Origin of the sequence: Caballeronia sp. DA-9, from assembly GCF_051615025.1 — a bacterium.
GTDB lineage: Bacteria > Pseudomonadota > Gammaproteobacteria > Burkholderiales > Burkholderiaceae > Caballeronia > Caballeronia sordidicola.
The window spans coordinates 3,428,319-3,447,004 of record NZ_CP195133.1 but is presented as its reverse complement, the minus strand read 5'-3'; the positions used below and the strand labels follow the sequence as shown (position 1 = coordinate 3,447,004).

Sequence of the window (18,686 nt, the reverse complement as noted above, 5' to 3'; positions counted from 1 at the left end):
AGAGGAAATAGAAGAATGACAACTATCGATACCATCGACATTCGTCAGGTCGACCTGCAACCCAAGGTAAAACGCACGGACGCAATCCAGTCGTTCGTGGTCCAGGAAACGGTGCTCGTCACGATCCATTGCAGCGACGGCAGCACAGGCACGGGTTATACGTACACCATTGGCACGGGTGGGTCGTCAATCGTTGCGCTATTGCACGATCATCTCGCACCACGTCTGATTGGCCGAAATCCAGCGGAGTACGAAGCAATCTGGCGCGACCTGTTTTTTCATACGCACGCCACGGCGGTCGGCGCGATCACGAGCCTGGCGCTCGCGGCTATCGATACCGCCTTGTGGGACCGCAATACGCGGGTGGCAAACCTCCCCTTGTGGATTGCGGCGGGCGGCGCAAAGCCGCGCACGCGCACGTATTCCACCGAGGGCGGGTGGCTGCATTTGCCGGATAAGGAACTCGTCGATCAAACCGTGCAGGCGCGCGACGCTGGCTTTCATGGCGCGAAGATCAAGGTTGGCCGCGCGCATCTGGCGGAAGACATGCGGCGGCTCACAGCGGTTCGCGAAGCCATGGGCGATGACTTCGAGATCATGGTCGATGCAAACCAGGGCTTCACGTTGTCGGAAGCCATCCGGCGTGCAAACGCATTCGAACCGCTGCGTCTCGCATGGCTCGAAGAGCCTATGCCCGCTGAAAACATCGCCGCGCATCGGCGTTTAAACGCGGCAAGCTCAACGCCCGTTGCCGTCGGCGAATCGATGTATCACCCGGCGCAGTTCGCTGATTACCTGAAAGCGGACGCATGCTCGATCGTGCAGGCGGACGTGGCGCGCATTGGCGGGATCACGCCGTGGCTCAAGGTTGCGCATCTCGCGGAAACCATGAACGTGTCGATCTGCCCGCACTTCCTGATGGAGTTGCATGTGAGTCTGTGCGCCGCCGTGCCTAACGCAACGTGGCTTGAATACATTCCGCAACTCGACGCGTTGACGGGCAAGCAGGTCCAGATCGAGCAAGGCTATGCGGTCGCGCCAATGGAACCGGGTATTGGGATCGACTGGGATTGGGACGCGATTCATGGAACACAGCGCACGCATGTTCGCGTGGATGGCCGCGCGGCGGCATAAATCATGAGTGCAATCGTTAGCCGCCATTGCCTGGCGCTCGACTTGCGCGACGACCCTGCGGTGATCGCGCAATACGATGAATATCACGAAGCTGTCTGGCCAGAAGTGCTGGAAGCGCTGAAGGCGTCGGGCATTATCGATATGACGATCTGGCGGCGCGGAACGCGGCTTGTCATGCTGATCGAAACCGAACCCGATTTTAGCCTGGATAAACTCGTCGCCGGCGCCGATGCGCATCCGCGCGTCACGGAATGGAATGCGTTGATGGCAAGTTTTCAGCAGCCGTTGCCGAATGCAACGAGCGCCGAATGGCAACCTATGAGACTTGCGTTCAACATGCAGGCGAAATTGAAGAGGGGCGCTTGAATTCAGGCAATGTGCAGAATCGCGGAGAAAATCGCCACCGCAAAGGCAACGCCGCCAATGAGACATGCTGCAACCACACACAATCGCCAAAGCATCTTCATTGCAGGGCCAAAAAAGAAGGCCGCTGGGCGGCCTAAGAGGGGGTACTACAGGGGGATCAAGGCTTCAAGATAGCGCTGGATCCTTAAGGCAACATTAAGCTGCGGCAGTCGCGCGAGCCGATGTCTTACCGAATCTTTTCGCTCCACGCAAAAACCAATGCCGGATGAACGTGTGGTTCATCCGGCATTGGCATTACCGCTTCCTACGTTTTGCGTGAGTCGCGGATGTGGGTCAGTCTGACGATCGCGGCTTTGAGCAAATTCATCAAACTTAGTTATGCGAGTACAGCGATTGCGTTGTGTTCGCACGGACGCGGCTGCCCGATTGAGATTGCGTATCTTGCACGCCGCCGTAGGACTTTGCTTCGGCGTTGGCTTGTGCGTTTTCAGCGGCGACGGTTTGTGCGCTTTGGCCGCGTTGCGAAGCGGGTGCGCCGACCGTCGGGTTATACGACGGCGCCGGGCCGTAACCGCTGCTGGCGAATGCAGGCGCAGCCAAGGCAGCGGAAGTGGCGATCAACAACGTGGCAATAAGATTCTTTTTCATGATGCGCTCCGATATTCAGTGATAAGGGGCGCAGTGGCTGGTTTGTTCTGCTCACTGCGTCGATGAAATGCAGTGTATACCCTTACTATCGGTTTATTGTGTTTGATAGTCGCAAATCTGTTTTCGGGATATGCGAATAATGAGATGCCCGGACAAAATGCGAGAAATCAGCCGTGAAGCGTCTCGATAATCGCCGCGGTAATGCTGCTTCGCCCATAGGAAGCCCGCTCGATCATTCCGACCGTCCGCAAAATGGGCGGCTGCGCAATCGAAATCAGCCGCAGCGAAGGATCAGCCTGCCATCCCGCCCGATGCAGTTCCGGCAATACCGTCACGCCCACGTTTTTCCTGACGAGCGCGACTATTGTTTCAATTGAATTCAGCTCCAGATATTCCTTCACCTCCAGCCCGAGCGCCGTCAGCGCATGGTCCACGACCACGCCAGTGCGCACCCGCCGGTCAAACCTCAAGAATCCATTCGATGCCAGAATGCGACGCGGATCGGTATCGGCGATATCGCGGCTCACGACCAGCATCAGCGGTTCCGTATAGAGCGGCGTCCATTTCAGCGTGTTGGGCAGCGTCTGATCGGGCCGCGCGACGATCGCGGCGATATCCACTTCGCCTTGTTCCACCATCACGGCGAGTTCGTCCGAGCGCGCTGACAACAAGCGCACGTCGAGCCCCGGATGCGCCGTCTTCAACTTCGCTACGCCGAGCGACAACGCGCCAATCACCGATACCACCGCGCCGATCACGACCGGTCCCTGCATGGAATCGGCGGGCGTGGCCTCGAGTTCATCGAGCAGATCAAGGATCTGTTCCACCTTCGAACGAATCTCGTGCCCTTGGCGGCTCAGCACAATCTGCCTCGCGCTGCGATCGAAAAGCTGCCGGCCGAGCGCTTGTTCCAGGCCGCGCATCTGCAAGCTGACGGCGGCTTGCGTGAGCGCAACCTTGTCGGCGGCAGCGGCGAAGGAACCCGTCCTTACGACCGCGCGAAAAGTCTTCAACATCCGGATGGTCGGCATCGGCGTTATTCAAGGAAACATTAAGTGTCGAAAAGAAAGTTTAATATTTCCTGATGCTTTGCGCCGGACATAATGAACATGAATGTTGGGCGACTACGCTTAAGCTATGGCGCAGCTCGCCGCTTGTCTTGCCACGCCGCGGAGTGTTGAAATTTGTCGATGTTGAATAAGCCGCTTTCCAATCAGCCCACGAAAACTCCAGTACTCGAAGTCAGCGGTTTCTCGCTGAAATTCTCGCGCGCCGCGAACGTGCCCAACCTGGTTGAAGACGTCTCGTTTGCCGTGAACGCGGGCGAGACCTTGTGCATTGTCGGGGAATCGGGCTGCGGGAAAAGCGTCACGTCGCTCGCGATGATGGGTTTGTTGCCAAGCCCGCCAGCAAATATCGTCGCGGGAAAGGCGATGTTCGACGGGCGCGATCTCTTCAGGCTCAGCGAACGCGAACTCGCCGATATCCGCGGCAACCGCATGTCCATGATCTTCCAGGAGCCCATGACGTCGCTCAATCCGGCGTTCACCATCGGGCATCAGATTGCGGAGTGCGTGCAGCGGCATCGTGGATTGAAGGGCGCGGCGGCGCGCAAGGAAGCGCTGGAAATGCTGCGCCTCGTGCGCATTCCCGCGCCGGAAAAACGCCTCGATGCTTACCCGCACGAACTCTCGGGCGGCATGCGCCAGCGCGTGATGATTGCAATGGCGCTCGCCAACCGCCCGCAACTGCTGATTGCCGACGAACCCACGACCGCGCTCGACGTCACCATCCAGGCGCAGGTTTTATTGCTCGTGCGCAACCTGCAGGCCGAGACCGGCACGGCGATGGTCCTGATCACGCACGACCTGGGCGTAGTCGCGGAAGTCGCGGATCACGTCGCCGTGATGTACGCGGGGCGGATCGTGGAATACGGTTCGGTGGATGAAATCTTCGATGACCCGCAGCATCCGTACACCATTGGTCTGATGGGCGCGATTCCATCGGTGGGAAAACGCGAAGGCGCGTTGGCGACGATTCGCGGATCGGTGCCGTCGCCGGAACAAATGCCGAAGGGCTGCCGGTTCGCGCCGCGCTGTCCGTTCGTGGAGCAGCGGTGTATCGAACAAGTGCCGCCCGACAAGATGATCGATGGCTCGCATCGTGTTGCATGCTGGGTCGCGCCGGTCGAGTCCGTGGCTTTGTATAACGAGGCGGCTGCATGAACCCGCCCATCATCGAAGCGCAGGAACTGACCAAGCACTTTGGCGGCACGCGCAGCCTGTTCATGCGTGCGCCGACCGTCTATGCCGTCAACGGCGTGTCGTTCTCCGTGCAGCAGGGCGAGACGTTTGCCATTGTCGGGGAATCGGGCTGCGGGAAGTCGACGCTTGGACGCCTGTTGCTGCGCCTGATAGACAGCACCGAAGGACGCGTGATCTATCAGGGCAAGGACATCACGCATCTGGGCACCGAACCCATGCGGCGTTTGCGCCGCGAGATGCAGATCATTTTCCAGGACCCGTTTGCGTCGCTGAATCCGGGGATGACGGTGGGACAGATCATCGGCGAGCCGATTGCATTGCATGGTCTCGCGACAGGCGCGGCGCTTCAGACGCGCGTCGCCGATTTGCTGCGCACGGTGGGATTGCAACCGGGCTATGCCGAACGATATCCGCATGAATTTTCGGGCGGCCAGCGGCAGCGGATCGGCATTGCGCGCGCGCTGGCGGGCGAGCCGAAACTGATTGTCGGCGACGAACCCGTGTCCGCGCTCGACGTGTCCGTGCAGGCGCAAGTGATCAACCTGCTTGAATCGCTGAAGCAGGAACTTGGTCTCACGCTGATCATGATCGCGCACGATCTCGCGGTGATCCGCCATATGAGCGATCGCGTCGCGGTGATGTATCTGGGCGAAATCGTGGAGATGGCGGACGTCGACGATCTCTTCGATCAACCTTTGCATCCTTACACGCAAGCGCTGCTTCAGGCAATTCCGGCAAGCAGTCCGCGTCAGCGCCGCAGCAAGGCGGCGCTTGCGGGCGACTTGCCGAGCCCGACTTCGCCGCCTTCGGGATGCCGCTTTCATCCACGATGCCCGCACGCAAAAGCGCGTTGCGCCGACGAACAGCCGGTCAACGAAACCTTGCCGAACGGGCATCGCGTAGCCTGTCATTTCTGGCGCGAAATCCAGAATGCGGGCGGCGGTGCGCCGCTTGTTTCCATTGTGAGTCCGAAGCTGACCGAGCGGCTCGCGGTGTATCGGCAGCGTCAGGGCGTCATTGATGGCGCGCTCAAAGAACATTCGAATACACGATAAAACGGGGAAATTCAGATGCGAAAGATTCTCTTGGCCGCGGCGCTCGCCGCCAGCACCAGCGCCGTCATGGCACAGTCGAACTCGACCATCCGTATCGGCTTGCAGGACGATATCGGCACGCTCGACCCGGCGCGAAGCAGCCAGGTGGTCGACCGGATTGTGTTCAGTTCGCTGTGCAATTCGCTGGTGGACATTGGGCCGGACCTGAAGATCGTGCCCATGCTCGCGACCTCGTGGAGCATGAGCGCCGACAACAAGACGCTCACGTTCAAGCTGCGCCAGGGCGTGAAATTTCACGACGACGAACCGTTCGACGCCGCCGCCGTCAAAGCCAACCTCGACCGTTCGCGTTCCATGCCCGCGAGCAATCGCAAGAGCGAACTGGCGTCGATCGATCATGTGGACGTGGTCGATCCAGGCACCGTCGCGATTGTTTTGAAAGCGCCCGACGCCGCGTTGCTCGCCACGCTCACGGATCGCGCCGGCATGATGCTCGCGCCCAAGACGCTGACCGATGACGCAGGCGTTGCCACGCATCCGGTGTGCTCGGGCCCATACAAATTCGTGCAGCGCGTGCAGAACGATCGCGTTGTGCTGGAGAAATTCGCGGGCTATTGGGACGCCGGCAAATACCCGATCCAGAAGGTCGTCTTCCAGCCGATTCCGGACAGCACCGTGCGTCTCGCGAACTTGCGCTCGGGGTCGCTCGACATGCTGGAACGTCTTGCGCCTTCCGACGTGGCATCGGTGAAAAGCGACAAGAACCTAAACTTCATATCGATGAGCGGTTTAGGTTTCTACGATCTCACGTTTAACGTATCGAACGGAACGCGCGCGCCGAAAGCATTCAAGGACAAGCGCGTGCGCGAGGCGTTCGAGTTGTCGATCGACCGCGACGCGATCAATCAGGTGATTGGCGGCGGCATCTTCGCGCCGATCAACCAGGCGATTCCGAAGAACAGCCCGTACTTCGATGCATCGCTGCAAACCACCAAACGCAATATTCCGAAGGCGAAGGCGTTGCTGAAGGCCGCGGGTTTCGAGAAACTCGACATTGAACTGACGTTCGGCAATAACACGGTGTCGAACCAGATGGCGCAGATGCTGCAAGCCATGTTGTCGGAAGCCGGCATCAACCTGAAGCTGCGCCCGACCGATTACGCGGCCGCGCTCAACGCATCGACCAAAGGCGACTTCGAATTGCTGTATCTCGGCTGGTCTGGCCGCACGGACCCGGATGGCAATCTGCATCAGTTCGTAACGTGCAAGGGCAACCTGAACTACGGGCGTTATTGCAATCCCGATGTCGACAAACTGCTGGACAACGCCCGCGTGAAGTCCACGGTCGCCGATCGCAAGACGGCCTACGACGCCGCGCAAAAGATCCTCGCCGACGAAGACCCGATCATCTATCTCTACGCACAGCCGTGGCCGTACGCAATGTCGAAGAAAGTGCAGGGTTTCACGCCTTATCCTGACGGCTTGATTCGTCTGCGCGGCGTGAGCATCAAGGGATAACGCGCTCATGTTGCGAATCATCGCCAACCGCGCGCTCGTTGCAATCCCGACACTGATCCTGGTGTCGATGATGATCTTCGGCCTGCAAAAAATGCTGCCCGGCGATCCGGTTCTGGCGATGGCAGGCGAAGACCAGAATCCGCAAGTCATCGCAACGTTGCGGCTGAAATATCACCTCGATGAACCCGTGCCCGTGCAATACGCTTTATGGGTACGGGATATTTTCCATGGCGACCTGGGCGCGTCGCTGCGAACCGATGTGCCGGTGACGAAGCTCATTGCGCAGAAGCTGCCGGTGACGCTGCAACTCGCCGTGATGGCGATGATCATTGCCGTTGGCATTGGCATTCCGCTCGGGGTTTTATCGGCGGCGAACAAGGGGCGCGCGCTCGACTACGGCGCGAATATTCTCGCGCTCACCGGCATGTCGATACCCAATTTCTGGCTCGGGATCATCTTGATCTTTGTTGTTTCGGTGAAGTGGCAGTTGTTGCCGTCATCGGGCTATGTTTCTCCGGCGGAAGATTTCTGGCTGAGCATCAAGACCATGCTGATGCCCGCGTTCGTGCTTGGCGCGGCGCTCGGCGCGCAATTGATGCGCCATACGCGCAGCGCAATGCTGAGCGTTCTGCGCAGCGACTACATCCGGACGGCGCGCGCGAAGGGCTTGTTGAAGGGCACGGTTGTTGTGAAGCACGGCTTTCGCAATGCGCTGATTCCCATTGTCACGGTCCTGGCCTTGCTGTTCGGCGAGCTGCTCGCGGGCGCGGTGCTGACCGAGCAGGTGTTCACTATTCCAGGCTTCGGCAAACTGGTTGTCGATGCGGTTTTCAATCGTGATTACGCTGTCGTTCAAGGCGTGGTGCTGGTGACGGCGGTCGGGTTTATCGTGGTGAATCTGTTCGCGGACGTGCTGTACATCCTCCTCAATCCGCGCTTGAGGAGAAGCTGATGGCGACCATTGTGGAAACCGTGTTGCCGCGTAAGCGCAACCGCGCGCTGGGCCGCTTCATGCGCAATCGCGCGGCGGTTGCGGGCGCGGTGATCGTGCTGCTGGTGATCCTCGTTGCGGTATTCGCGCCGTGGCTTTCGCCCTACGATCCCGTTCAGGCGAGCTTCATGACCGTGCGGCAGGCGCCCTCGGCGAGTCACTGGTTCGGAACCGATGAACTCGGCCGCGACGTCCTCACGCGTCTGCTCTGGGGGGCGCGGGCTTCGCTGCTGGCGGGCGTCGTGTCGGTGGGAATCGCGGTCGTGATCGGCGTGCCGCTGGGTTTGCTTGCAGGCTATTTCGGCCGGTTCGTCGATGGCGTCGTTTCCCGTTTCACCGACGCCTTGCTTTCCATCCCGTTCCTGATCCTCGCGATTGCGCTCGCCGCGTTCCTTGGCCCGAGCCTCACCAACGCAATGATCGCCATCGGCGTCTCGGCCATGCCGCGCTTCGTGCGCCTCACGCGCGGCCAGGCAATCAGCGTCAAGGCGGAGGATTACGTGGAAGGCGCACGCGCAATTGGGCTCGGCCATTTTCGCATCATCGTCCGGTACATCCTGCCCAACGTGCTGCCGCCGATCATCGTGCAGGCGAGTCTGACCATTGCCATGGCGATCATCGCGGAAGCCAGCCTGTCGTTCCTCGGACTGGGGCAATTGCCGCCCGCGCCGTCTTGGGGATCGATGTTGAACACCGCCAAGGACTTCGTGAGCCAGGCGCCCTGGATGTCGATATTCCCCGGTATCGCGATCTTCCTTGCGGTCCTCGGCTTCAATCTTCTAGGCGATGGACTGCGCGACGCGCTCGATCCGCGTGAGCTTTGAACAACGCCTGACTGAAACACTTTCACTACTCAAAGGGACGAATTTCCCATGACCCGCTTTAACTGGCAGAACCCTTATCCCACGCCGCGCTTGCCGGTGTTCGCGCGCAATATCGTGTCGACTTCGCATCCGCTTGCAGCGCAGGCGGGCTTGCGAATGTTGTGGAAAGGCGGCAATGCGGTCGATGCCGCCATTGCCGCCGCCGCTGCCATCACGCTGGTCGAGCCGGTATCGTGCGGTCTTGGCGGGGACGCGTTTGCGCTCGTTTGGGACGGCAAGAAACTGCACGGACTGAACGCGTCGGGTGTATCGCCGGCGGCGTGGAATGTCGATTACTTCAAGAACAAATACGGCGAGCAGAACGGCATTGCGAACAATCCGAAGCGCGGTTGGGATGCAGCAACGGTGCCGGGCGTGATCGCGGGATGGGAAGCGCTGCACGCAAAATTCGGCACGTTGCCGTTCGCCGACCTGATGGAACCGGCCATAGAAATTGCCGAGCGTGGTCATGCGGTCGCGAGCATTGTTGCGTATAAATGGGCGGCGGCAATTCCCGAACTGAAGGATTACCCCGGTTTCGCCGAGACCTTCATGCCGCGCGGCCGTGCGCCGGAAATCAGCGAACTGATGCGTTATCCGGGACACGCGAAGACGCTGCGCACCATCGCGGAGAAAGGTCCGCGCGCGTTCTACGAAGGCGAGATCGCCGAGAAGATCGCGGCGTTCGCGAAGCAGCACGGCGGCGCGATGACAGCCAGCGATCTGCGCAACTACAAGGCGGATTGGGTCGAGCCGATATCGAAGGATTATCGCGGCTACACCGTGCATGAGATTCCGCCGAACGGGCAGGGCATCGCCGCGTTGATCGCGCTTGGCATTCTGGACAAGTTCGACGTGAAGGCGCTGACCGTGGACAAGATCGAGTCGCAGCATTTGCAGATCGAAGCCATGAAGCTCGCTTTCGCCGATGTCTACCAGTACGTCGCCGATCCGCGTTCAATGGATGTCACGCCCGAGCAGATGCTCGACGACGCGTATCTCAGCGAGCGCGCAAAACTCATCGATCCGAACAAGGCCAAGCACTTCGACTTCGGCATGCCGCCGGCGGGCGGGACCATCTATATGTCGGTGGCGGACGAGCGCGGCATGATGGTGAGTTTCATCCAGTCGAACTACATGGGTTTCGGTTCGGGCGTGGTCGTGCCGGACACGGGCATTGCGATGCAAAATCGCGGCTTCGGTTTCTCGATGGACCCGAAGTCCGCGAACGTGGTCGAAGGCGGCAAGCGTCCGTTCCATACCATCATTCCGGCGTTCCTCACGCAAAAGGTGAATGGCGCGCAGGAGGCCGTGATGAGTTTCGGCGTGATGGGCGGCGATATGCAGCCGCAAGGGCATCTGCAATCCATCGTGCGCATGCTCGATTACGGCCAGCAACCACAAGCCGCCTGCGATGCACCGCGCTGGAAGGTCAATCGCGATTTCACAGTGGACGTTGAAGCGACGCTGGATACGGCAACGGTGAAGGCGCTGCAGGAATACGGCCACACGATCAAATCCGTCGACGATCCTTATATGGACTTTGGTTCCGGGCAGTACATCTGGAAGCTGGATCGTAACGATCCCGAGCGCGGGTATGTTGCTGCGAGCGATAGCCGGAGAGATGGATTGGCGGCTGGCTTCTGATTCGGACTTTTCAAGATACGCCCGGTTACTTTTATCGCATTCCCGTAGCACCTGTATCTGAATGCCGCTCCTACACTTGGTTGCGTAAACAAGCAAAAGCCAAGAGCACAAACAAGTGCGCGGAGAGACTAGATGAACAAGAAGATACTGGGTGCGGTACTGGGGCTGGGCGTCCTGATGGCATCGGCGGCAGCTTCCGCGCATGTCAACGTGGACGTGGGGATTGGCGTACCGGGATATTACGCACAGCAGGCTCCCGTCTATGCGCCGCCGCCCGTGGTCGTCGGATACGGTGGGTATCGTGACGATGGCTGGCGTGAACGCGCATGGCGCCGCCGTGAATGGCGGCATCATGAATGGCGTGAGCATCGCTGGCATGATCGCCACGGATATTGATTTGCCGAAGGCCGCTCGCAGAACCGAGCGGCCTTTTTTGTTACTGCGTCATAAAGCTGGCGTCAGCGCATACCGCCGGCAATGTTCCAGATAACCCGCCTCATGACTGCTCACCAGCGCCACGATGCTTTTCCAGAGCCACGAAGGCGCATCGAGCGATTTGCTGCGCGCCCGCCGCAATTCCGATAACCACGCGCGTCGCCCTGCCTTGTCCATTTGCCGCGCGTGCGCTTTGCCAACTACCATTGCGAGGAAACGCGCGGCTTTCATCGCTTCTTCTTGCGTCAGTTGCTCGACCGTCAGTTTCATGTCCTGCGGCAGGAGTTCGCGAATCACCACGGAGCGATCGTTCAGCCGCGCCGAGCGCATGCGTTCGCCGAGCGCCGGTGTCAAATGCCGCGCGCCTTCCACAATGCGCTCGCCGTTATCGCGCGGCATGTCCTGGCCGGGATAACGCGGTGCGGCAGCCTTCAGCCCTTCCTTGATATCGATAAGACACAGGTCGTCGCCTTCCACCGCGCCACCATCCACGTCGAGAAGCACCGCATAACGCAGACGCCCCAGCGAACTGCAGCCTTTGACCCAATACGCGGCGTCGATGACCGAGACATTTTCCTCGTCGGCGTTCTTGCGTAACGCGACGGCAATGTCGGCAATCTCGCGACGCTCGAACAAGGCTTCTATCTCGCTGCGTTCTTCTTTATCGAGCGGCCAGAAACGCTTGCCGAGCGGAATGCTTGGCTCGACGTCCTCTATGCGCTCTATAGCCAGTTGCTGCCAGGTGCGCCGCACGGCTTCCTTCATCATCACGCGCACCGCTTCAGGCTTCGCGTTCTTGATCGGGCGATCCTTGGCGGTGGCGTCGAACGCATGTTCATAGCCTTCCGATAACGCTTCGATCATGCGCGCAGTCGTGACGCCCGGCAGGTCGGACCCGCGCGCCGCCGTTGCCAGCGATAAACCCAGCCGCACGATGTCATGCGCCGGATTGCCGATCACCGTCTGGTCGAGATCGCGAATCTGGATCTCGACGTCTCCATCCGTGTTGGCGACCGGGCCGAGATTGCCGGTGTGGCAATCTCCGCAAATCCAGATGGCCGGGCCTTCGGGCAAGGTGTGACCTTCTATGCCGTCGAGCCATTCATAGAATTTGCTCGTGTTGCCGCGCACGTACGCGTGCGCGGATTCGGCCATTTTCATGTTGCGGCGTGCAGTGAGCCGCGCCTGACGATCATTGGGGCCCGGAAGGGCGGAAGATTTTTTCTTGGGCATGGGATCGTCCTGTTGGTGCTCCCATTGAGCAAGACGCATGCCGTTGATTTGTAATGATTTTGTAGGGTCTTGCGATCATCCGAGGTCTTCAAGATCGGTGTTCGCTTCGCGCTCCGCAGCCGGTTTCGCGATCCATTGCCTGTGCAGCGCCTTCTCGACTTTCCGGCCGATTATCAATAGCGCGATCAACATCAGTGTCGCGATGACGGCGACGCTCCACACGCCCAGTCCGCAAACAATGCCCACTGCCGCCGTGACCCAGATCGACGCCGCCGTGGTCAGTCCGCGAATCCGGTGCTGTCCTGGCGTCTGCACGATCACGCCCGCACCGAGAAAGCCGATGCCCGTCACAATGCCCTGAATGGCACGGGAAACATCCGTGCTCAGGGTCGTGCTTTGAGTGGTGAAGCCCATCGCGGCCATGGTCGTCAGGCACGCGCCGAGAGATACGAGCCCGAGCGTCTTCATGCCGGTGGGCTTGCCGTGCAGATCGCGATCCACGCCGATAACGCAGCCAATTGCAAGTGCCCAGAACATGCGGATGACGACATCGGTGAGAACGGGAAGAGGGAGCATCAGGGCCTTCGTGTAAATGGTTACGCCCCTATTTTGACGCGTTTTACGAAGCGGCCGTAATTTTGATCCGGTACGGTAACGGGCCGTGCCTTTTCAAGGAAACACATATGACTTTACCCACCTTCACGATGGTCGCCGCCGCTCCCACGCCCGTCGCGCCTTTCTCCCACGCGGCCGAAGCCGATGGCTGGGTGTTCCTCACCGGCCAGATGCCCACGGACCCCGACGACGATTCAAAGCCCTTGCCCGAAGGCGTTCAGGCGCAGACGCGCCGGGTGATGGATAACCTGATCCTCGTGCTGGAGGGCGTGGGATTGTCGCTGGATAACGTAGTCAGCGTGCGGATTTTCCTGACCGAATTCAAACGTGATTACGCAGCCATGAACGATGTCTACAAAAGCTACTTCGAACCCAAACCGTTGCCGGCGCGCACGTGCATCGGCGTGACGGGGCTGGCGCGCGATGCGCTCGTGGAGATTGATTTCGTCGCGAAGCGGTGAAGGTTATCTGCGCGGGCTTGCCGTTGCATCCACGTAGCGAAAGGTGAGATTGATGCGCTCGCCGCGCGCCTCGGGTTCTTTCGGTACACGATGCGCCCACTCCAGTTGCGTGCGTCCGCGCATGATGAGCAAACTGCCGTGGTTCAGTTTCAGCGCATGCACCTGGCGTGTCTTTGTATGGCGGAACTCGAAGGTTCGCGTGGTGCCAAGACTCACCGATGCAATGACCGGTTCCGGCCCGAGTTCGCGTTCTTTATCGGCATGCCAGCCCATGCTGTCCATGCCGGTCCTGTAGCGGTTGATCAACACGCTGTTGAACGCGGTTTTCGCGGCGGTTTCGGCTTTCGTTTTCAGCAGTAAAACCGTCGGCGACCACGGTTTGGGAACGTTGCGAATGCCCGAATACACATAGACCGCGCCCGGATCGCCCTGCCACGCGGTGAGCCGCGGAAACGGCACTTTTCCGGCAGGCGTATTCATGATGTCCTGCTGCCACACGACTTCATCGATCAACGCGGCCATGGTGTCCGAGGCCGTCGCCGCGTCCAGCCACTTAGGAAGCCAGTCGATGTCCGGCTTGGGGATATCGTCGAAAAGGTCGAACATGGCGATGCGTCGGGTTTGGGTTGGTCATCGTAAGTTAGCAGATTGTTTATCCCGGAGTTTGCGCACTGATTTGCCGTACCCGTTCAATGCGCCACTTTCGTCACCGTCACGCGTTTTCTCAGCACCCGCGCCTGCAGCACGATCACCAGCAGCAGGAACACGCCGCGAATCACCGACTGCCAGTACGCCGACAAGCTGATAAAGCCCAGTCCATTCTCGAAGTTCAGCAGGTTGAACACGAGCCCGAGCAATGCGACGCCTGCAATGGTCATGGCTATCGATCCTTGTCCGCCGGTAAGCAATGTGCCGCCCAGCACGACCGCCGATATGGCGAACAACTCCCAGCCGATGCCTTCGTTCGGCTGTCCGGCGCCGAACTGTGCGGCGAGGATTGCGCCAGCCAAACCAGCAAGCAGGCCGCTCAGCGCGTAGACCAGGACCAGCGTCCGGTCGACGTTCAAGCCCATCAGCCGCGATGCTTCTTCACTGCCGCCAATCGCCAATGCGTGGCGGCCAAACCGTGTGCTTCTGAGCGCGAGCCAGCCTAGAACCGCAGCCACGGCTGCGACGATTCCCGGTATTGGCAAGCCGAGCAAATCGCCCTGGCCAAAGTTGCCAAAGCTGGAATCAGGCGCGATGGAAACCGCGTCGTTATGGCCGAGCAACAGCGCCATGCCGTGCGCGCCAAGGCTAGTCGCGAGCGTCACGATAAACGGCAGGATTCGCATATGCGTGATCACGAGCCCGTTCAACACGCCGACCGCCAATCCTGCACCCGCGCCCGCCAACACACCCGCCACGCCTCCATGCGGGCTCGCCAGCGCCGCCACCACGCTCGCCAGCGCGGCCACCGCGCCCACCGACAGATCAATGCCGCCCGTGATGATCACAAACGCCATGCCCACGGAGATCAACGCGAACATCGAGTTGTATCGCCAGAAGGAGGTGATGTTGTAGGCCGATGCAAAATGGTCGTATCGGATCACGCCGAATACGAGCAGCGCCACGAGCGCCAACAGGATGGGAAGGTTCTTTTTCATGTCGATGTCTCCCTAGCGCTGGCGCCGCTGCACATAAACGGCGGCAATGATGATGCCCGCCTTCACAACGAGCGCGGCTGCGTCGGGAATCCCGTGGGCGAGCAGGGTGTACCTGAGCAACTGGATGATCAGCGCGCCAATCAGCGTCCCGACTATGTACGCCTTGCCGCCCGTCAGCGCCGTGCCGCCTACGGCGACGGCTGCGATCGCATCGAGTTCGGAACCGAGGCCGATCACGTTCGCATCCGACGATGAATTCACGGAGATCGAAATCAAGCCGGCCAGTCCCGCCAGCGCGGCGCACAACGTGTAGGCGATCATTTTCACGCGCGTGGTCGGAATGCCGCTCAAATACGCGGCCTGTTCGTTGCCGCCAGTCACGAGCAAATACTGCCCGAACAAGGTCTTGCGCACGATCCACGCGAATATCGCGACAAGCGCGAGCATCAGGAACACTTGCGCCGGCACGCCCGCGACGCGGCCCAATGCAATCCACTGGAACGCGGGATTGTTGAAGGCTTGCAGGCTGCCATCCGTGAAAACCTGCGCAATGCCGCGCCCCGCGATAAACAGCACCAGCGTGGCGACAATCGGCTGTACGGAAAGCCGTGTCACCAGGAAGCCGTTGAATACGCCGCAAAGCGCCGCGGCCAGAACCGGCAACACAAACGCCAGTGCAATCCCGAACGGCCCGGCGACGTTCATGAAGATCATCGGCGCGAGCGAACCGGCTATTGCCATTGAAGCACCGACGGATAAATCGATACCGCCCGTCGCCACGACCAGCGTCATCCCAATGCCGACGATCACGATCGTCACCACTTGCGTGAGGTTGACGTTGAACGTCTGCAGCGACCAGAAGTGCTGCGTGAAAAGCAGATTGAAGACGACCATGGCGAGCAGCACGGCAATCTCGCGCTGGATCGTGATGCGGTATTTCTTCTTCTGCACGGTTTGCCCGACAGGCGCCACGGCGGCGGCCGGTTGAGTTTTCTGATTCATGGCTGACCTTCTTTGGCGTCGACGGCTTCCGCCAGCACCGATTCTTCGCCCGATCCATATGCGATCGCGTCCATGATCGACGCCTCGCTCATGCGCGCGCCGTCGAGTTCGGCAACGGTCTTGCCATCGCGGATCACGACCGCGCGATCGGCGACCGCCGTCAGTTCTTCCAGTTCCGATGCCGACAACAGTACCGCCAGCCCCGAGTCGCGCAACTCGCGGATGATCTTCGCAACGTCGGCTTTCGCGCCGACGTCAATGCCGCGCGTGGGTTCGTCGAGCAGCAGCAGGGATGGGTTTGTCGCCAGCCACCGCGCGAGCAGAACCTTCTGCTGATTGCCGCCCGACAACTCGCGAATCGGCTGATCCGGCGAACGCAGCTTGATCCCGAGCGATTCAATAAACCTGTCTACAATCGCGCGTTGCTTCGCGACATCGACAACACCATGCCGCGTGAGCGTGCGCAGACAAACGAGCGTGAGGTTGTCGCGCACGGACAGCTCGGGCACGATCCCGTCGCCCTTGCGATCCTCCGTCAGATACGCAATACCGCGCGCAATCGCGTCTTGCGGCGACTTGAAACTGACCGGTTTCCCATCGATGGAAAGCGCCCCGCGCTCGGCCGCGTCCGCGCCGAACATCAGCCGCATGGTTTCCGTGCGCCCCGAGCCCAGCAAGCCGGCGAGACCCACGGCTTCGCCTGCGTGGACGTCGAGCGAGACGTCCGTCACTTTCGCGCCCGCGCCGATATTCTTCGCGCTGATCGCGGTCGCGCCGCGCTTCGCCAGATTCGCTTCCTTCACCGCGCTGTCTTCCTGCACGACCGCCGCGAGCGTGCGCCCGAGCATGGTGGTCACCAGTTGCAGCTTGTCGAGCGCGGCCATCGGGCTTTCGGCGACCGTTTGCCCGTCGCGCATGACGGTCACGCGGTCGCACAACGCATACAACTCGTCCAGCCGATGCGACACGAAGATCACCGCGCGGCCATCGTCGCGCAGACGCCGCACGACGCTGAAAAGCAATTCGACTTCGCGTTCATCGAGTGAAGAGGTGGATTCGTCCATGATGACCATCTTCGCTTCCGACGATACCGCCCGCGCAAGCGCCACCATCTGCTGTATTGCAGTGGAAAACTCGCGTACGGGTTTGCTGACGTCGATCTGCAAGCCGAACGAATCGAGCAGTTCCTGCGCACGCCGGTGAATCGTCTGCCAGTCGATCAGGCCAAACCGCCGCGGCTCGCGGCCAAGAAAAATGTTCTCGGCAATCGAGCGGAACGGGACGAGATTGATCTCCTGATAAATCGTGCTGATGCCGGCTTCGCGCGCCTCTTTCGGCGTGCGGAAATCGGCTTCGCGGCCATCGAAACGAATCGTGCCCGCCGTGCGCCGGTATGCGCCGGTCAGGATCTTGATGAGCGTGGATTTTCCCGCGCCGTTCTGACCGATCAGCGCGTGCACTTCTCCCGCCGAGACCGAAAGTCGCGCGTGCCGCAGCGCGGCCACGCCGCCAAAGCTGATGTCGATGTCCTGCATGTCGAGCAGCGGCGGTTGAGTGGGCGTGTTCATCGAATCCGTCTCCTTGGGCGTGATGGTCCGCCGGATACAAAAGAAGCGACGGCCGGCGAAAGACCGGGCGCGCCGCTTCAAAACACCTTTGTTACCCAGTGATGCGTCGCTAAACGGCCTCGGTCGCCTTAGTAGCCGTACTGCATGCTTTGCGCCACGTTGCTCTTGTCGTAGAAGCGGTCGGAAACTTTCACCCACGGCGGAATGGTTTCACCCTTCGCGAACTTCTGCGCCACGTCGCACGCAAGCGGCCCGAAGAACGGGCTCGACTGCACGCTCGCGCCGAGTTCGCCGGCCGCGATGGCGTCCATGCCGCCCTTCGTTCCGTCGATGGTCACAATGGTGATGTCCTTGCCCGGCTGCTTGCCCGCCGCCTTGATGGCCGCGATCGCGCCGAGCGCCATTTCGTCGTTGTGCGCGTAGACGGCGGTCACGTCGGGATGCGCCTGAAGCAGCGTTTCCATGACTTGCCGGCCTTTGTCGCGAGCAAAATCGCCGCTCTGCGAAGCAATGATCTGCAGACCCGGATTCTTCGCGATCACGTCGTCGAAACCTTTCTTGCGGTCGTTGGCCGCCGACGCACCGGTCGAACCTTCCAGTTCGATGATCTTGCCCTTGCCGCCCGTGGTCTTCACGAGCCAGTTCGCCGCGCGCTGCCCCTGATCGATAAAGTCGGAACCAATGAACGTGATGTAGTCCTGGCCGGCTTTCGCCACCGACTGGTCGACGTTGCGGTCCACCAGGATCACCGGAATGCCGGCTTTCTTTGCTTGCAGCACGATGGGCGCAAGCGGTTTTTCCTCACGCGGCGGGAACACGATCAAGTCGACGTGCTGCGCGATCATGCTCTGGATATCGGCGACCTGTTTCGATGCCGAACTGTTCGCGTCGGTCATGACCATCTGCCAGCCGCACTTCGCCGCCACGTCCTTGAAGCTCTTGGTTTCCGCGAGACGCCACGGGTTGTTGCTTTCGGTCTGCGCAAAACCCACACGCAGCGGTTTCTTGTTTGCGAGCTTTGGCAAGCCGGATTCATCGGCGTGCGCGACGCCGAATGCCGCCGCCATGGAAAGCGCGAGCACAGATGTGGCAAGCACGCGGAACGGGGTCTTGCATGTTTTCAGGTTTTCAAGCGACAGCATGTCTTCCTCCGGTATGGATGGTCTTGCTTTTTTAAATGCTTCGGCCTTGCTGCGTCGTGTCCTCTTGCTCCGTCTCAAAAAGTCGAAGTGCGACGATT

The 18,686-nt window shown here is 60.4% G+C and carries 19 protein-coding genes; 10 read left to right on the top strand and 9 right to left on the bottom strand.

The annotated features are described in order from the left end of the window. Positions 1–15: 15 nt before the first annotated feature. Complete coding sequence (locus ACRWA7_RS32130) at positions 16–1,134, top strand: mandelate racemase/muconate lactonizing enzyme family protein (protein ID WP_438394698.1); 1,119 nt, start codon at positions 16–18, stop codon at positions 1,132–1,134. A gap of 3 nt (positions 1,135–1,137) precedes the next feature. Next, positions 1,138–1,500 (top strand): L-rhamnose mutarotase, encoded by a 363-nt coding sequence (locus ACRWA7_RS32125; RefSeq protein ID WP_438394697.1) that lies wholly within the window; start codon positions 1,138–1,140, stop codon positions 1,498–1,500. A gap of 372 nt (positions 1,501–1,872) precedes the next feature. Here ACRWA7_RS32125 and ACRWA7_RS32120 read toward each other — a convergent pair whose 3' ends face one another. Together ACRWA7_RS32120 and ACRWA7_RS32115 are read right to left on the bottom strand one after the other, a co-directional pair. Further along, positions 1,873–2,148 carry a hypothetical protein gene (locus tag ACRWA7_RS32120; protein WP_060857733.1) on the bottom strand — a complete coding sequence of 92 codons (276 nt, stop codon included), beginning with the start codon at positions 2,146–2,148 and terminating at the stop codon, positions 1,873–1,875. A 167-nt stretch (positions 2,149–2,315) separates the two neighbouring features. After that, the gene (locus ACRWA7_RS32115; RefSeq protein ID WP_438394696.1) at positions 2,316–3,179 is read right to left on the bottom strand and encodes a LysR family transcriptional regulator; all 864 of its coding nucleotides are present in this window, start codon (positions 3,177–3,179) and stop codon (positions 2,316–2,318) included. Between the two features lie 159 nt (positions 3,180–3,338). Here ACRWA7_RS32115 and ACRWA7_RS32110 point away from each other — a divergent pair, with 159 nt between their 5' ends. The 7 genes from ACRWA7_RS32110 (at position 3,339) to ACRWA7_RS32080 (ending at position 10,882) form a co-directional block, all read left to right on the top strand. Beyond that, positions 3,339–4,373 (top strand): ABC transporter ATP-binding protein, encoded by a 1,035-nt coding sequence (locus ACRWA7_RS32110; protein ID WP_438396845.1) that lies wholly within the window; start codon positions 3,339–3,341, stop codon positions 4,371–4,373. Then, the gene (locus tag ACRWA7_RS32105; RefSeq protein ID WP_438394695.1) at positions 4,370–5,467 is read left to right on the top strand and encodes an ABC transporter ATP-binding protein; all 1,098 of its coding nucleotides are present in this window, start codon (positions 4,370–4,372) and stop codon (positions 5,465–5,467) included. The genes ACRWA7_RS32110 and ACRWA7_RS32105 overlap by 4 nt, the downstream gene beginning before the upstream one ends. 15 nt (positions 5,468–5,482) lie before the next feature. Continuing rightward, entirely contained in the window at positions 5,483–6,985 is a 1,503-nt protein-coding gene (locus tag ACRWA7_RS32100; protein WP_438394694.1) for an ABC transporter substrate-binding protein, read from the top strand. 7 nt (positions 6,986–6,992) lie between these two features. Continuing rightward, the gene (locus ACRWA7_RS32095; protein ID WP_438394692.1) at positions 6,993–7,937 is read left to right on the top strand and encodes an ABC transporter permease; all 945 of its coding nucleotides are present in this window, start codon (positions 6,993–6,995) and stop codon (positions 7,935–7,937) included. Next, entirely contained in the window at positions 7,937–8,800 is an 864-nt protein-coding gene (locus ACRWA7_RS32090) for an ABC transporter permease (RefSeq protein ID WP_438394690.1), read from the top strand. The genes ACRWA7_RS32095 and ACRWA7_RS32090 overlap by 1 nt, the downstream gene beginning before the upstream one ends. Before the next feature lie 48 nt (positions 8,801–8,848). Further along, complete coding sequence (gene ggt, locus ACRWA7_RS32085; protein WP_060857740.1) at positions 8,849–10,486, top strand: gamma-glutamyltransferase; 1,638 nt, start codon at positions 8,849–8,851, stop codon at positions 10,484–10,486. A gap of 132 nt (positions 10,487–10,618) precedes the next feature. Then, positions 10,619–10,882 (top strand): hypothetical protein, encoded by a 264-nt coding sequence (locus ACRWA7_RS32080; protein WP_438394689.1) that lies wholly within the window; start codon positions 10,619–10,621, stop codon positions 10,880–10,882. A gap of 48 nt (positions 10,883–10,930) precedes the next feature. Here ACRWA7_RS32080 and ACRWA7_RS32075 read toward each other — a convergent pair whose 3' ends face one another. Together ACRWA7_RS32075 and ACRWA7_RS32070 are read right to left on the bottom strand one after the other, a co-directional pair. After that, on the bottom strand, positions 10,931–12,154 hold the full coding sequence (locus ACRWA7_RS32075; protein ID WP_060857742.1) for a DUF2252 domain-containing protein: 1,224 nt from the start codon (positions 12,152–12,154) through the stop codon (positions 10,931–10,933). A gap of 75 nt (positions 12,155–12,229) precedes the next feature. Then, positions 12,230–12,730 carry an MgtC/SapB family protein gene (locus ACRWA7_RS32070; RefSeq protein WP_060857743.1) on the bottom strand — a complete coding sequence of 167 codons (501 nt, stop codon included), beginning with the start codon at positions 12,728–12,730 and terminating at the stop codon, positions 12,230–12,232. 107 nt (positions 12,731–12,837) lie between these two features. Between ACRWA7_RS32070 and ACRWA7_RS32065 the strand changes: the two genes are divergently transcribed. Next, positions 12,838–13,230, top strand: a complete 393-nt coding sequence (locus ACRWA7_RS32065) for a RidA family protein (RefSeq protein WP_060857744.1) — start codon at positions 12,838–12,840, stop codon at positions 13,228–13,230. Positions 13,231–13,233: 3 nt separating this feature from the next. Here the strand turns inward: ACRWA7_RS32065 and ACRWA7_RS32060 are convergent, their stop codons facing one another. The 5 genes from ACRWA7_RS32060 to ACRWA7_RS32040 form a co-directional block, all read right to left on the bottom strand. Continuing rightward, positions 13,234–13,836: an alpha-ketoglutarate-dependent dioxygenase AlkB family protein gene (locus ACRWA7_RS32060; RefSeq protein ID WP_438394686.1), complete on the bottom strand. Its 603-nt coding sequence runs from the start codon at positions 13,834–13,836 to the stop codon at positions 13,234–13,236. Between the two features lie 83 nt (positions 13,837–13,919). Next, entirely contained in the window at positions 13,920–14,876 is a 957-nt protein-coding gene (locus ACRWA7_RS32055; protein WP_438394685.1) for an ABC transporter permease, read from the bottom strand. 12 nt (positions 14,877–14,888) lie between these two features. Next, entirely contained in the window at positions 14,889–15,878 is a 990-nt protein-coding gene (locus tag ACRWA7_RS32050) for an ABC transporter permease (RefSeq protein WP_438394683.1), read from the bottom strand. After that, entirely contained in the window at positions 15,875–17,446 is a 1,572-nt protein-coding gene (locus tag ACRWA7_RS32045) for a sugar ABC transporter ATP-binding protein (RefSeq protein ID WP_438394682.1), read from the bottom strand. The genes ACRWA7_RS32050 and ACRWA7_RS32045 overlap by 4 nt, the downstream gene beginning before the upstream one ends. A 128-nt stretch (positions 17,447–17,574) precedes the next feature. Further along, the gene (locus tag ACRWA7_RS32040; RefSeq protein ID WP_060857749.1) at positions 17,575–18,588 is read right to left on the bottom strand and encodes an ABC transporter substrate-binding protein; all 1,014 of its coding nucleotides are present in this window, start codon (positions 18,586–18,588) and stop codon (positions 17,575–17,577) included. Positions 18,589–18,686: the final 98 nt, after the last annotated feature.